Source organism: uncultured Frigoribacterium sp. (genome assembly GCF_963515265.1).
In the GTDB taxonomy this organism is placed as follows: domain Bacteria; phylum Actinomycetota; class Actinomycetes; order Actinomycetales; family Microbacteriaceae; genus Frigoribacterium.
In genome coordinates this window covers 13,415-27,639 of sequence record NZ_CAUPYL010000018.1, presented here as the reverse complement: position 1 = coordinate 27,639, position 14,225 = coordinate 13,415, and the positions used below count along the sequence as shown (strand labels likewise).

Here is a 14,225-nt window from a genome sequence, read left to right as displayed (position 1 = left end):
CGTCGTCGTCCTGCTCACGGGCGCGCTCGTGGTGGGCGCCGGCGTCGTGGCGGGCGTCCGCACGGGTGAGCGCAGCGCCGTCCCTGCCGACTGGGCGATCGCCCAGTGCGACGTCGGGCAGGGCGACGCGGTCCTCGTCCGGAGCGCGGGCCAGGTGGCCCTCGTCGACGTGGGCGACGACGAGGGCGCGCTCGGCGGCTGCCTCCGCCGGTTCGGGGTCGACCGGATCGACCTCCTCGTGCTCACGCACTTCGACACCGACCACGTCGGCGCCGTCGACGTGGTCACGGGACGAGTGGGTCGAGTCCTGGTGGGGCCGACGGCGAGCCCCGACGACGAGCGCGTCGTCGACGACCTGGCCGGCGGCGGCGCGGAGGTCGTCGAGGTCGCGGCCGGCGTGGGCGGAGTCCTCGGCGGGCTCGGCTGGTCGGTGCTCTGGCCGGTCCGGGCGGACGCGGCGGGCAACGACGCGAGCGTCGTCACCCTGTGGCGGCCCCTGCCCGGCTGTCGGACGGGCTGCCTGTCGCTCCTCGACCTCGGCGACCTCGCCGAGGCGCCGCAGCGTCGCCTCCTCTCGTCGTCGGGCGGCGCACTCTCGGGCGTCGACGTCGTGAAGGTGTCCCACCACGGATCCGCCGACCAGCACGCGGGGCTCTACGCGGCCGCCCGGGCCTCCGTCGGGCTCGTCGGCGTCGGTGCCGACAACAGCTACGGGCACCCGCGGCGCGAGGCCCTCGAGATGGTCGAGGAGGCGGGCGCCGAGGTCACGAGGACCGATCTCGACGGCGACGCCGCGGTCGTGGTCGACGACGCGGGCGACGTGCGGCTCTGGCGCCGGCACGCCGCTGCGGGCCACGAGCCGTCCGCCGACCCGTCGGCCACGGCGGCCGCGGGGGCCTCGGCGCCGACGGCGTCGGGGGAGGCCGTTACGCTGGGACCCGGGCGCCCGAGGCGTCCTCGACCGAGGAGGACCGTGGCCGCGAGAACCACCGGCAAGACGACGAAGAAGGCGAGCGTCGCCGTCGACCAGGTCCCCTGGCACGCGATCCGCCCGGCGCCCGTCGTCCTCGTCAGCGGGCCTGAGCAGTTCCTCGCCGAGCGTGCCGTCCGGCAGCTCCGCGACCAGCTCGTCGCGGAGGACCCGAGCCTCGAGGTCCACGACCTCGAGGCCGACCATTACCAGCCCGGTGAGCTCATCACGCTCGCGAGCCCGTCCCTGTTCGCCGAGCCGCGCCTCCTGCGCGTGGTGTCGGTCGAGAAGTGCACCGACGCGTTCCTCGCCGAGACGCTCCGCTACCTCGAGTCGCCAGCCGACGACACCTACCTCGTGCTGCGGCACGGCGGGGGCGTGCGCGGCAAGAAGCTGCTCGACACGATCCGAGCGGGCGTCGGCGGCGGCGTCGAGGTCGTCTGCGCCGAGCTCAAGAAGGACACGGAGAAGCACGACTTCGCCGCGGGCGAGTTCCGGTCGGCGCGTCGACGCGTGTCGAGTGGCGCACTCCGCGCGCTCGTGACGGCCTTCTCCGACGACCTGGCCGAGCTCGCCAGCGCATGCCAGCAGCTGATCTCCGACGCGGCGGACGAGATCACGGAGGCGACGGTCGAGAAGTACTACGCCGGCAGGGTCGAGACGAACGCCTTCAAGGTCGCGGACGCGGCCATCGCGGGGCGCCAGGGCGAGGCGCTCGTGCTGCTGCGGCACGCCCTGTCGTCGGGTGCCGACCCGGTCCCCGTCGTGGCGGCCTTCGCGATGAAGATCCGCACCATGGCGAAGGTGCAGGGCGTCTACGGCCCGTCCGGCCAGCTCGCGTCGCGTCTCGGCATGGCGCCGTGGCAGGTCGAGCGTGCCCAGCGCGACGTCCGTGGCTGGAGCGAGGACGGCCTGGGCCGGTGCATCGAGCTGCTCGCCGAGACCGATGCCGCGGTCAAGGGCGCCCAGCGCGACGCGATCTACGCGCTCGAGCGGATGGTCACGACCGTGGCGACGCGGGGTGCCGTCGGGCGCTGACCGGCTGCCTGGCTCGCGGGTCCGTCATCCTGACGCCCCGGGGAACGTGAAGGGCCCCGTCTCGGTCGAGACGGGGCCCTTCGCAGCGAGCGCGATGCGCTCAGGGAGTCAGGCTCAGAGAGCGCCGACCTGCTTGGCGATCGACGACTTGCGGTTCGCGGCCTGGTTCTTGTGGATGACGCCCTTGCTGGCGGCCTTGTCGAGCTTCTTCGAGGCGAGGGCCAGCGACGCGGTCGCCTTGTCCTTGTCGCCGGCGACGATGGCCTCGCGCGCGGCGCGGACGGCGGTCTTCAGCTCGCTCTTGACGGCCTTGTTGCGGTCCTGGGCCTTCTTGTTGGTGCCGATGCGCTTGATCTGCGACTTGATGTTCGCCACGTTCGCTACTTCCTGTTTCGTGTGTCGTATGACTGGGCTGTCGGCACCAGGATGCGGCGCCGTGCCCGGGGGACGGTTCTGTGAGGTGGTGCTGCGAGCCGACCGGGAGGAGACGCGCTCTCCCCGGGCTGCCGCCGGTGGTGCCACCGGAGCGGCTCTCGGCTGCGTTCGCGATCCGTCACGTCAGACGTTCCGCGCAAGCCAACAGGCAACGTTACCAGCACGTCGCCCGACTCTCAATGATAGAGCGTCCCCGACGGGCGGTGGTGACCCGGCGGGAGGGCGTGTCGCCCGTAGTACGGTGCCGTCATGCCGTCGCTCGCCCCGTACATCGCGTCCGTCCCCGCCTCCGGGATCCGCCGGGTCTTCGAGCTCGCTGCCGGCCTGGACGACGTCGCGATGCTGGCCATCGGCGAGCCCGACGTGCCCGTGCCGCACCACGTCGGCGACGCGGCCCGCCGCGCCTGGTCGGAGGACCGCACGGGCTACACGCCGAACGGCGGCATCGCGCCCCTCCGCGAGGCCCTCGTGGCCAAGCTGGCGCGCGAGAACGACCTGCGCGTCGACGCGGAACAGGTCTGGGTCACGGTCGGGGCCACCCAGGCGCTCTACCAGGCCATGGGTCTCGTCCTCGCGTCGGGCGACGAGGTGCTCGTGCCCGACCCCGGCTACACGACGTTCTCGATGAACGCCCACATGCTCGACGCCGTCCCCGTGCCGTACGCGCTCTCGCCCGGCGACGGCTTCCTGCCCGACCTCGATCAGCTGGAGGCGGCCGTCACGGACCGCACGCGAGCCGTCGTCGTCAACTCGCCGTCCAACCCCCTCGGGGTCGTCTGGCCGCGTGAGGTGCTGCAGGGGCTGCTCGACCTGGCTGCTCGCCACGACCTCTGGGTGATCAGCGACGAGGTCTACGAGTACTTCACCTACGGGACGCCGCACGTGAGCATCGCCTCCCTCGACACCGACGACCGCGTCTTCACCGCGTTCTCGCTGAGCAAGACGTACGCCATGACCGGCGTTCGCGTCGGCTACCTGGTGACGCCACGCGGTCTCGCGCCGACGATGCGCACGGTCCAGGAGGCGATGATCAGCTGCGTCGCCGAGCCCGACCAGCACGCGGCCCTCGCCGCCGTCACCGGCGACCACGGGCCCGTGTCCGAGGCCCGCGAGCACTACCGCCGGAACCTCGAGCTCGCCACGGCCCTGCTCGCCGAGCGCGGCATCGCCCACCTCGACCCGCAGGGCGCCTTCTACCTCTGGATCGACGTGAGCCACGCGTCGCGGGGCGACGTCGCCGGCTGGGCCGAGCGCTTCCTGCTCGAGCAGCGGGTCGCCGTCGCCCCCGGCAGCGCCTTCGGCCGGTCCGGCGAGGGCTGGATCCGCATCTGCCTGGCCGCGGCTCCCGACGTGATCGAGCGCGGGCTCCGAGCCCTCCCCGCACCCGGCGCCTGACGGGGACGCCCCCGCATCGATCCGGGGGTCTGCCCCCTTCAGGCGGGCTGCGCCTCCTTCGTAGGCTCGAGGCATGACGAACACCGCACCGACCACCCCGCCCGTCGCCGCGCACACCGTGGCCCCCGCCGCTCCCGGCGCCCCCGCGGCGACCGGCGGCCTGCACTCGCCGCTGAGCCTCACGAGCCTCGTGCTCGGGATCGCGTCGGTGGCGCTGAGCTTCACCTTCGTCGTGCCGATCGTGGGCGTCGTCCTCGGCGTCCTCGGTCGCCGACGCGAGCCCGAGGGCCGCACGATGGCGCTCATCGGCATCATCTCGTCGGGGGTGATGCTGCTCGGCAGCGTCGTCCTCCTCGTGGTGGGCCTGCTCGCCGCGGTGCCGATCGGCCTGCTCGGCCTGTTCCAGTACCTCAGCTGACGCCTGCTCGTCCGCTGGCGCCTGCCCCTCAGCTGACGCCTGCTCGTCAGCTGGCGCCTGCCCCGTGTGGCCGCGCCTCGCGTCGGCAACTCCTGACGGGTGCGCCGAGAGCCGCCGGCAGCGCCGTCACGGCGACGGCGCCGCGCATGCAGCAGGAGTTGCCGACACGGTTCCCGAGCGCGACGTGGGAGAATCGAGGCGACAACCGCCCGCCACCCCCTGAGGACCGTGTGAGCCCCCTAGCAACCCGTGCACTCGAGCCGGCGAAGACCGCGCCCGAGCACATCCGCAACTTCTGCATCATCGCGCACATCGACCACGGCAAGTCGACCCTCGCCGATCGCATGCTGGGCATCACCGGCGTCGTCGAAGACCGGGCGATGCGCGCCCAGTACCTCGACCGCATGGACATCGAGCGCGAGCGCGGCATCACGATCAAGAGCCAGGCCGTGCGCATGCCCTGGGAGCGCGACGGCCAGACCTTCGCCCTCAACATGATCGACACGCCCGGCCACGTCGACTTCAGCTACGAGGTCAGCCGGTCGCTCGCCGCGTGCGAGGGCGCCATCCTCCTCGTCGACGCGGCGCAGGGCATCGAGGCCCAGACGCTGGCGAACCTCTACCTGGCGCTCGAGAACGACCTCGAGATCATCCCGGTCCTCAACAAGATCGACCTGCCGGCGGCCGACCCGGAGAAGTACGCGGCCGAGCTCGCGAGCCTCATCGGGGGCGACCCCGCCGACGTCCTGCGCGTCAGCGGCAAGACCGGCGTCGGCGTCACCGAGCTGCTCGACCGCGTCGTCGATCGCATCCCGTCGCCCACCGGCGACTTCGACGCCTCGCCGCGCGCGATGATCTTCGACTCCGTCTACGACAGCTACCGAGGCGTCGTGACGTACATCCGCATGATCGACGGCACCCTGCACCCGCGCGAGAAGGTGCAGATGATGTCGACGAAGTCGACGCACGAGATCCTCGAGATCGGTGTCTCCTCCCCGGAGCCGACGCCGAGCCAAGGCCTCTCGGTCGGCGAGGTCGGCTACCTGATCACGGGTGTGAAGGACGTGCGGCTCTCGAAGGTCGGCGACACCGTCACGACCTCTGCCAAGCCCGCCACGGAGGCGCTGGCCGGCTACGTCGAGCCTCTCCCGATGGTCTACTCGGGCCTGTACCCGATCGACGGCAGCGACTACCCCGACCTGCGCGAGGCCCTCGACAAGCTCAAGCTGTCCGACGCCGCCCTCGTCTACGAGCCCGAGACCAGCGTCGCGCTCGGCTTCGGCTTCCGCTGCGGGTTCCTCGGGCTGCTGCACCTCGAGATCATCACCGAACGTCTCGAGCGCGAGTTCGGCCTCGACCTCATCACGACCGCGCCGAGCGTCGTGTACGAGGTGACCACCGACGACAAGCAGACGGTGACCGTCACCAACCCGAGCGAGTTCCCCGGCGGCAAGATCGCCAGCGTGAGCGAGCCGATGGTCAAGGCGGCGATCCTCGCCCCGAAGGACTACGTCGGCGTCATCATGGAGCTCTGCCAGCAGCGCCGGGGCAACTTGCTCGGCATGGAGTACCTCGGCGAGGACCGCGTCGAGATCCGCTACGCGATGCCCCTCGGCGAGATCGTCTTCGACTTCTTCGACAGCCTCAAGTCGAAGACGGCCGGCTACGCGAGCCTCGACTACGAGCCCATCGGCGACCAGGAGGCCGACCTCGTCAAGGTCGACATCCTGCTCCAGGGCGAGCAGGTCGACGCGTTCAGCGCGATCGTCCACCGCGACAAGGCGTACGCGTACGGGGTCCTCATGACCGGCCGCCTCCGCGAGCTCATCCCGCGACAGCAGTTCGAGGTCCCGATCCAAGCGGCGATCGGCGCCCGGATCATCGCGCGCGAGAGCATCCGGGCCATGCGAAAGGACGTCCTCGCGAAGTGCTACGGCGGCGACATCAGCCGCAAGCGCAAGCTGCTCGAGAAGCAGAAGGAGGGCAAGAAGCGCATGAAGACCATCGGTCGCGTCGAGGTGCCCCAGGAGGCGTTCATCGCCGCCCTGAGCGGCGACACCGAGGCGAAGAAAGAGAAGAAGTAGCCGATGCGCCGGTCCACCCACGCCGAGACCCACACGACCTACGGCGAGGTCGGCGCGACACAGGCGCCCGACCTGATGCAGTACCCGCCGAAGGGCTTCCGCCCCGCCGAGTACCGCACGAGGGTCGGCCACGGCGACGCGCGCTTCGAGGCGGCGTGGATCGCCACGATGACCTGGAAGATCCAGGAGCGCAGCGGCATCGAGGTCCGCGTCGACTCGACGCCGCCGGTCGAGGAAGGCGGCTACCACCCCGTCACCTTCGATGACGACGGGGTCCCCGTCGACCCGGCGCACTGGGAGCAGGGCCGCGACGAGTCCCGCTTCGCTCCGGACGGCACGCCGTTCCTCACCGCCGGCACGACGGCGACCCTGTCGATCTCGGCCTACGGCCGCAGCGTGCAGGCGCCCGTCCGGGTCGTCTACGTCGTCGACGAGCCGAGGCGCAAGGGCTTCGCCTACGGCACCCTCGACGGCCACCCGGAGAGCGGCGAGGAGAGCTGGGTCGTCGACCAGACCGACGACGGCTCCGTCTGGCTCTCGATCCGTTCGTTCTCCCGCCCGAGCACCTGGCGCTGGAAGCTCGTCGAGCCCTTCATGCGACGTCAGCAGGCGATGTACACGCGTCGTTACCTGCGTGCCCTGATCCTCAGCGAGCCCGACGTCCCCGCCGAGGCGGACGTCGACCTCGAGGCCGCCGCCGAGGCCGCTCACGACGACGAGATCCGCGAGCCCGGCTCGCGCCGGTCGGGCGACTGACGGTGCCCGGAGCCCTTCCCCTCGGCGATCCCGCTCCCGTCGACGGCTCGCTGCCGGCCTCGGTCGTCGAGGGGGTCGCCGACCGCAACTTCGGCGTGTACCTGCACGTGCCCTTCTGCCGGGTCCGCTGCGGCTACTGCGACTTCAACACCTACACGGGCGACGAGCTGCGCGGCGCCCGGCGTGACGACTACGCGCAGGAGGCGGTGGACGAGGTGCGCCTCGCCGGTCGCGTCCTCGAGGGCGCCGGGCTGCCTCCCCGTCCGGTCTCGACCGTCTTCTTCGGCGGCGGCACGCCCACGATGCTGCCGCACTCCGACCTCGCCGCGATGCTCTCGTCGGTCGTCGACACCTGGGGGCTGGTCGACGGCGCCGAGGTGACGACGGAGGCGAACCCCGACTCGGTCGACGCCGAGTACCTGCTCGCCCTCGCGGCCGCCGGGTTCACGCGCGTCAGCTTCGGGATGCAGTCCGCGGTGCCGAGCGTGCTCGCGACCCTCGAGCGCACGCACGACCCCGAGCGCGTCCCGCTGGTGGTGCAGTGGGCACGCGACGCCGGGCTCGACGTCAGCCTCGACCTCATCTACGGCACCCCCGGCGAGACGCTCGACGACTGGTCCCGGTCGCTCGACGTCGCGCTCGAGCAGCAGCCCGACCACCTGTCGGCCTACTCGCTGATCGTCGAGGACGGCACGAAGCTCGCCCGGCAGATCCGCCGCGGCGAGGTGGCCCAGCCCGACGACGACACCGCGGCCGACATGTACGAGCTCGCCGACGACCGGCTCGCCGCGGCGGGCTACGGCTGGTACGAGGTCAGCAACTGGGCTCGCGACGAGCAGCACCGCTCGCGGCACAACCTGTCGTACTGGCAGGGCCACGACTGGTGGGGCGTCGGCCCGGGCGCGCACAGCCACGTCGGCGGCGTCCGCTGGTGGAACGTGAAGCACCCGGCCGCCTACGGCCAGCGCATGGCCGCGGGGGAGTCCCCGGGGGCCGGCCGCGAGACCCTCGACGCCGAGACGCGCCGGGTCGAGCGGGTGCTGCTCGCGGTCCGGATGCGCGAGGGGCTGCCCACGTCCGACCTCGATCCCGAGGGCCGCGCGGCCGTGGCGGGTCTGATCGCGGACGGCTGGGTCGAGGGCCGCGAGGCGCTGGCCGGTCGCGTCGTCCTCACGCGCACGGGGCGGCTCATGGCCGACGCGGTGGTCCGCCGGCTGCTCCCGGTCTGAGGGCCGACGCGACCCGAGTCGACGCCGGACGCGGTCGGGACGACGCGAGGCGCGCCTCCCGGCCGGGAGACGCGCCTCGACGAGCGTGCCGGCGGGCTACGCCTTGATGAACTCGATGCTCAACGGGTACTTGTAGTACTCGCCGCGGTTGGCGGCGAGGGCCGCGATGATCCCGAAGACGATCACGACGATCGCCGCGGCGAGCGTGATCAGCACGCCGATGCCGAGGAACGACGTGGCGCCTCCGATGACGTACGCGATGACCATCGTGATCTGGAAGTTCAGTGCGACGCGGCTGTGCTCGCGGACGAACGGGCCGCGGTCCTTGAGCACGAGGTAGCCGACCAGGGGCGCGACGAAGCTGAGCAGGATGCCGCCCACGTGGATCAGCGTGGCCCAGAGCTTCTCGTCCTCGGGGCGGAGGGGCTGCGGCGCCTGAGGCGCGCCGTAGCCGGGCTGCTGGCCGTAGCCGGGCTGACCGGGCTGCTGGCCGTAGCCGGGCTGGCCCTGACCGGGCTGCTGGCCCCAGCCGGAGCCCTGCGGGTCGTTCGGCTGGGAGGGAGGGGTGTCGGTCATCTGCTCACCTGTTCGTCGTCGTGGGCCCGACCGGGTCGAGGCGAACGGGCGCATCGCGGTGGTCGGTGCTGGCCGCCCGGCCGGACGAGGTGGTCCGGCGGGCGTCACGGCGAGCATAGGGCAGGAGGTACGGGTCGAGTAGGCCTCGCGGGCCGCGTGACGTAGGATTGGCAGTCTGGCAGGACGAGTGCCAGCGAGCTCGGGTCGTCGTCGTGACGCGCCCCGCCGCCGGCCGTGCGAGAGGGAGGTGCGTCGTGGTCTCGGAACGTGGTCTCGAGGTGCTGCGCGTCATCGTGCGCGACTATGTCGCGTCCCGCGAGCCCGTGGGCTCGAAGTCGATCGTCGAGCGTCACCACTTCGGCGTCTCGGCCGCCACGATCCGCAACGACATGGCGCTCCTCGAAGAAGAAGAGCTGATCGCGGCGCCGCACACCTCGTCGGGTCGGGTGCCGACCGACAAGGGCTACCGCCTCTTCGTCAACCACCTCGCCGACCTGCGTCCGCTGAGCAGCGCGCAGCGGCAGGCGATCGAGACGTTCCTCGGGGACTCGGCCGACCTCGACGAGGTCCTCGGCCGCACGGTCCGCCTCCTGTCCCAGCTGACGAACCAGGTGGCGCTGGTCCAGTACCCCTCGTTCTCGCGGGCGCGCGTGCGACACGTCGAGCTGGTCAGTCTGGCCGAGCGGCGCGTCATGACCGTGCTCATCACCGACACGGGCCAGGTCGAGCAGCGGCTCGTCGAGCTGCCCGTCGTCGTCGACGACGAGTTCCTCGCCGAGCTCCGGCGTGCGCTCAACGGGGCGGTGGGCGGCACCGAGCTGAGCGCGGCCGCCGCGCTGCTCGGCGACCTGCACGAGGGCTTCCGCCCGGAGCAGGCCGTCGTGGTCGGCGTCGTCGTCGCCAGCCTGGTCGAGCAGCTCGCCGCCGGGCGTCAGGAACGCCTCGTGATGGCCGGCGCGGCCAACCTCGTGCGCACCGGCGACGACTTCAGCGGCGACCTCTACCCCGTCCTCGAGGCGATCGAGCAGCAGGTGGCCCTGCTGCGTCTCTTCGGCGAGATGCAGCTCGACGCGGTCGACGTCGCCGCGAGCATCGGGCGGGAGAACGCCTCCTTCGGCCTCTCCCAGGCGTCCGTGCTCGCGAGCGGGTACACCTCGACGGGCAGCGAGGTCGCGCGCCTCGGCGTGCTCGGCCCGATGCGCATGGACTACTCGACCAACATGGCCGCCGTGCGTGCGGTGGCCCGCTACCTGTCGTCGCTGCTCTCCGAGCGCTGACGACCCGCACCTCCCCGGCCCTGCGCGACCGCGCCGTGCCCCCTGACCAGCCCCCACGAGACCACCCCCAGACACCAGAGGCAGACGAGAACAAGTGGCAGATCATTACGACGTGCTCGGAGTCGACCGGTCGGCGACGCCCGACGAGATCAAGAAGGCGTACCGCAGGCTCGCGCGCGAGCTGCACCCGGACGTCAATCCCAGCCCCGAGGCCTCCGAGCGCTTCAAGGACGTCACGCACGCCTACGACGTGCTGAGCGACCCGCAGCAGCGCGAGCGCTACGACCTCGGCCCGCAGGCCGGGTTCGGCGGCGGGGGCGGCGGCGCGGCGGGCTTCGGCGACATCTTCGACGCGTTCTTCGGAGGCGGCGGAGGCGGCGGCCAGCGACAGGGCCCGCGGTCGCGTCGCGAGCGCGGCCAGGACGCCCTGCTGCGCCTCGAGGTCGACCTCGAGGAGATCGTCTTCGGCACGACACGCGACATCGAGGTCGACACGGCCGTGCTCTGCGAGACCTGCAACGGGTCGTGCTGCGCGCCCGGCACCTTGCCCCAGACCTGCGACATCTGCCACGGCTCCGGCCAGATCCAGCGGACCGTCCGGTCGCTGCTCGGCAACGTCATGACGTCGAGCCCCTGCGGCACCTGCCGCGGCTACGGCACGGTCATCCCGAACCCGTGCCCCACCTGCCAGGGCCAGGGCCGGGTCCGCGCACGGCGCACCATCCCCATCGACATCCCGGCGGGCGTCGACACGGGCATCCGGCTGCAGCTGCCCAGCCAGGGCGAGGTCGGTCAGGCCGGCGGGCCCAACGGCGACCTCTACCTCGAGGTCAAGGTGCGCCACCACGACATCTACAGCCGCGACGGCGACGACCTGCTCGCGACGCTCGAGGTGCAGATGGCCGACGCCATCCTGGGCACCGAGACGACCCTGCACGCCCTCGACGGCGAGGTCGAGATCGAGCTCAAGGCCGGCACCCAGAGCGCCGACGTCATCACGATCCGTGACCGGGGCATCACGAAGCTCCGGGGCACCGGGCGGGGCGACCTGAAGATCGGCATCCAGGTCGTGACGCCGACCAAGCTCAGCCACAAGGAGCGAGAGCTCATCGAGAAGTTCGCCGCCGGACGCCGCTCGGCGGCGCCAGAGCTCTCCCAGTTCCAGCAGGGCCTGTTCGGCAAGCTCCGCGACCGGTTCCTGCACTTCTGATCGTGGCCCACTTCTACCTGGTCGACGACCTGACGGACGCGTCCGTCGGGAGCGCCGTCGTGGTCGAGGGGCAGGAGGCGCGGCACGCGGTCACGGTCAGCCGGGTCCGTGTCGGCGAGTCGCTCGCGCTCGGCGACGGGCGGGGCACGTCGGTGCGCGGCGAGGTCGTCGAGGCGACGGATTCGCGGCTGACGGTGGTCGCCGCCGAGGTGACGCGGGTCGAGCGACCGGGGACCCGGCTCGTGCTCGTCCAGGCGCTGGCCAAGGGCGACCGCGACGAGCTCGCCGTCCAGGCCGCGACCGAGCTGGGCGTCGACGAGGTCGTGCCGTGGTCCGCCGCCCGCAGCGTCTCGCGCTGGGAGGGCGCCAAGGTGGCCAAGGGCACCGCTCGGTGGCGCTCCATCACGCGGGAGGCGACGAAGCAGGCGATCAGGCCCTGGGCTCCGGTGGTCTCCGAGCTGTCGACGACGAAGCAGGTCGCGGCACGGGCCGCGGACGACACGGCGCTCGTCCTCGTGCTCGAGCCGAGCGCCGTGCGGGCCCTGTCCGACGTCGTCGTCGAGGGCGGGGGAGGCGCGCCGGCGTCGGTCCTGGTGGTGGTCGGCCCCGAGGGCGGCATCTCGCCCTCGGAGCTCGAGCTGCTCGAGAGCGCGGGTGCCGTCCCGGTGCGGCTGGGCGACGCCGTGCTCCGCACCTCGACGGCGGGGCCCGCCGCCCTCGCGGTCCTGAGCGTGCGGCTGGGACGCTGGTAGGCGTCGGGCCGTCGGCGGGGGCCCTGTCGCCGTGCCGGCGGTGAGGGCCGTGCCGCCGGTGGGGGCCGTGACGGCGGCCGCGACTACCATGGGACACATGTCCGAGCCAGAGCCAGCACCGACCGAGGCGTCGGTCTTCAGCCGCATCATCTCGCGCGAGATCCCCGCCGACGTGGTCTTCGAGGACGACGCGGTGATCGCCTTCCGCGACATCGCGCCGCAGGCGCCGTTCCACGTGCTCGTCGTGCCCAAGACCTCGCGTCACCGCGACGTCGTCGAGCTCGCGGCCGCCGACCCGGCCCTGCTCGCCCACGTCGTGTCGACGGCCTCGGCGCTCGCCTCCGATCCGGACCTCCTCGGCGACGAGGTCGTGGCGGCCTCGGGCGGCACGGGCGAGTTCCGACTGATCTTCAACACCGGCGCCTCCGCCGGCCAGACCGTGTTCCACGTGCACGCCCATGTGCTCGCGGGCCCCCTCGAGGAAGGCTCCCTTGCCCACTAGCGAGACCCGCTCCACCGACCCTCAGCCCGCAGGCGAGGGCACCACGCGCGTCGATCTCACCGTCGACGGCGTCGCCATGGTCCAGCTGCTCGGTCCCCAGGACCGCCTGCTGCGCACCGTCGAGAAGCAGTACCCCGACGTGCGCGTGCTCGTGCGGGGCAACGAGGTCGCCCTCGAGGGCCCGACCGCGTCCGTCAGCCGCGCCCGGGTGCTCGTCGACGAGCTCGTCGGGCTCGTCCGCGGGGGCCACGACCTGGCGCCGGCCGAGGTCGAGACGTCCGCGAAGCTGCTCGACTCGGGAGCGGCGGCCCCCTCCGACGTCTTCGGCCAGCCCATCGTCTCGAGCCGCGGCAAGGCCGTGCGCGCGAAGACCCTCGGGCAGAAGCAGTACGTCGACGCCATCGACCAGCACACCATCACGTTCGGCATCGGCCCCGCAGGCACGGGCAAGACCTACCTGGCGATGGCGAAGGCCGTCCAGGCCCTGCAGCGCCGCGAGGTGCAGCGCATCATCCTCACGCGCCCCGCGGTCGAGGCGGGGGAGCGGCTCGGCTTCCTGCCCGGCACGCTGACCGACAAGATCGACCCGTACCTGCGCCCGCTCTACGACGCCCTGAACGAGATGATGGACCCGGAGATCGTGCCGAAGCTCCTGGCGGCCGGCACCGTCGAGGTCGCGCCCCTGGCGTACATGCGCGGCCGGACGCTGAACGACGCGTTCGTGGTGCTCGACGAGGCGCAGAACACGACGCCCGAGCAGATGAAGATGTTCCTCACGCGCCTCGGGTTCGGCTCGCGGATGGTCGTCACCGGCGACGTCACGCAGGTCGACCTGCCCACCGGGGCCAGCGGCCTCCAGCTCGTCACCCGGGTCCTCGACGACATCGACGACATCCACTTCGCCCGGCTGACCAGCGACGACGTGGTCCGCCACACCCTCGTCGGGCGGATCGTCGACGCCTACACGACCTACGATGCCGAGCGGCAGGCCCAGCGGGCCGAGCGGCAGGAGGCGGCGAGCACCTCCGCGCCGGCCGGCCCGGTCGGCGACGGCGCGAACCGGGCCGAGCGCCGGTCGTCCGCCAGCCGAGACCGGCTCCCGAAGAGAGGCACCCGATGAGCATCGAGGTCAACAACGAGTCCGGCCTCGAGGTCGACGAGGCGGCGATCCAGCGCCTGGCGACCTTCGCACTCGACCAGATGCACGTGCACCCCGAGGCCGAGCTCGCGATCGTGTTCGTCGACGAGGCGGCGATGGAGCAGCTGCACGTCCAGTGGATGGACGAGCCGGGTCCCACCGACGTGCTCAGCTTCCCGATGGACGAGCTCCGTCCCGGCACCGAGGACGAGCCCACGCCGGCCGGCCTGCTCGGCGACATCGTGGTCTGCCCGCAGGTCGCGGTCGCCCAGGCGGCCACGGCTGGCCACAGCCCCCTCGACGAGATGCTGCTGCTGACCTGCCACGGCGTGCTGCACCTGCTCGGCTTCGACCACGCCGAGCCCGACGACGAACGCGAGATGTTCGGTCTCCAGCGCGAGATCCTCTCGGCGTTCGCCGGCGCCGACGAGACGCGGTGACGCCG

Annotated in this window: 14 protein-coding genes and 1 pseudogene; 13 read left to right on the top strand and 2 right to left on the bottom strand. The window is 72.3% G+C overall.

All coding sequences use genetic code 11. The features are described from left to right. Positions 1–28 precede the first annotated feature (28 nt). Positions 29–235: pseudogene (locus RWM17_RS03695) on the top strand (ComEC/Rec2 family competence protein); the annotation flags it as partial. 738 nt (positions 236–973) lie between these two features. Then, on the top strand, positions 974–2,008 hold the full coding sequence (holA, locus tag RWM17_RS03690; protein WP_314101473.1) for a DNA polymerase III subunit delta: 1,035 nt from the start codon (positions 974–976) through the stop codon (positions 2,006–2,008). Between the two features lie 114 nt (positions 2,009–2,122). Here holA and rpsT read toward each other — a convergent pair whose 3' ends face one another. Then, on the bottom strand, positions 2,123–2,383 hold the full coding sequence (gene rpsT, locus RWM17_RS03685) for a 30S ribosomal protein S20 (protein ID WP_123546174.1): 261 nt from the start codon (positions 2,381–2,383) through the stop codon (positions 2,123–2,125). Positions 2,384–2,692: 309 nt separating this feature from the next. Between rpsT and RWM17_RS03680 the strand changes: the two genes are divergently transcribed. The 5 genes from RWM17_RS03680 (at position 2,693) to hemW (ending at position 8,325) form a co-directional block, all read left to right on the top strand. Next, a complete protein-coding gene (locus tag RWM17_RS03680) occupies positions 2,693–3,838 on the top strand; it encodes an aminotransferase class I/II-fold pyridoxal phosphate-dependent enzyme (protein WP_314101465.1) in 1,146 nt (381 codons plus the stop codon). A 73-nt stretch (positions 3,839–3,911) separates the two neighbouring features. Then, complete coding sequence (locus RWM17_RS03675; protein ID WP_314101463.1) at positions 3,912–4,256, top strand: DUF4190 domain-containing protein; 345 nt, start codon at positions 3,912–3,914, stop codon at positions 4,254–4,256. Positions 4,257–4,486: 230 nt separating this feature from the next. Next, complete coding sequence (gene lepA, locus RWM17_RS03670; RefSeq protein ID WP_314101461.1) at positions 4,487–6,340, top strand: translation elongation factor 4; 1,854 nt, start codon at positions 4,487–4,489, stop codon at positions 6,338–6,340. Between the two features lie 3 nt (positions 6,341–6,343). Next, positions 6,344–7,096: a DUF1990 domain-containing protein gene (locus tag RWM17_RS03665; protein WP_314101459.1), complete on the top strand. Its 753-nt coding sequence runs from the start codon at positions 6,344–6,346 to the stop codon at positions 7,094–7,096. 2 nt (positions 7,097–7,098) lie between these two features. Then, positions 7,099–8,325, top strand: a complete 1,227-nt coding sequence (gene hemW, locus RWM17_RS03660; RefSeq protein ID WP_314101456.1) for a radical SAM family heme chaperone HemW — start codon at positions 7,099–7,101, stop codon at positions 8,323–8,325. Positions 8,326–8,421: 96 nt separating this feature from the next. Here hemW and RWM17_RS03655 read toward each other — a convergent pair whose 3' ends face one another. Continuing rightward, positions 8,422–8,901, bottom strand: a complete 480-nt coding sequence (locus tag RWM17_RS03655) for a DUF4870 domain-containing protein (protein ID WP_314101454.1) — start codon at positions 8,899–8,901, stop codon at positions 8,422–8,424. A 254-nt stretch (positions 8,902–9,155) separates the two neighbouring features. On the opposite strand from RWM17_RS03655, the gene hrcA reads away from it, so the two are divergent. From hrcA to ybeY, 6 genes are all read left to right on the top strand, one after another. Next, complete coding sequence (hrcA, locus tag RWM17_RS03650; protein ID WP_314101452.1) at positions 9,156–10,178, top strand: heat-inducible transcriptional repressor HrcA; 1,023 nt, start codon at positions 9,156–9,158, stop codon at positions 10,176–10,178. Positions 10,179–10,272: 94 nt separating this feature from the next. Beyond that, positions 10,273–11,388: a molecular chaperone DnaJ gene (gene dnaJ, locus RWM17_RS03645; RefSeq protein WP_314101451.1), complete on the top strand. Its 1,116-nt coding sequence runs from the start codon at positions 10,273–10,275 to the stop codon at positions 11,386–11,388. Positions 11,389–11,390: 2 nt separating this feature from the next. Beyond that, positions 11,391–12,140 carry a 16S rRNA (uracil(1498)-N(3))-methyltransferase gene (locus RWM17_RS03640; protein ID WP_314101450.1) on the top strand — a complete coding sequence of 250 codons (750 nt, stop codon included), beginning with the start codon at positions 11,391–11,393 and terminating at the stop codon, positions 12,138–12,140. Between the two features lie 97 nt (positions 12,141–12,237). Next, positions 12,238–12,642, top strand: a complete 405-nt coding sequence (locus RWM17_RS03635) for an HIT domain-containing protein (RefSeq protein ID WP_314101448.1) — start codon at positions 12,238–12,240, stop codon at positions 12,640–12,642. Next, positions 12,632–13,762, top strand: a complete 1,131-nt coding sequence (locus tag RWM17_RS03630) for a PhoH family protein (protein WP_399540024.1) — start codon at positions 12,632–12,634, stop codon at positions 13,760–13,762. The genes RWM17_RS03635 and RWM17_RS03630 overlap by 11 nt, the downstream gene beginning before the upstream one ends. Continuing rightward, positions 13,759–14,220 (top strand): rRNA maturation RNase YbeY, encoded by a 462-nt coding sequence (gene ybeY / locus RWM17_RS03625; protein WP_314101445.1) that lies wholly within the window; start codon positions 13,759–13,761, stop codon positions 14,218–14,220. The genes RWM17_RS03630 and ybeY overlap by 4 nt, the downstream gene beginning before the upstream one ends. The last annotated feature ends 5 nt before the right edge of the window (positions 14,221–14,225 follow it).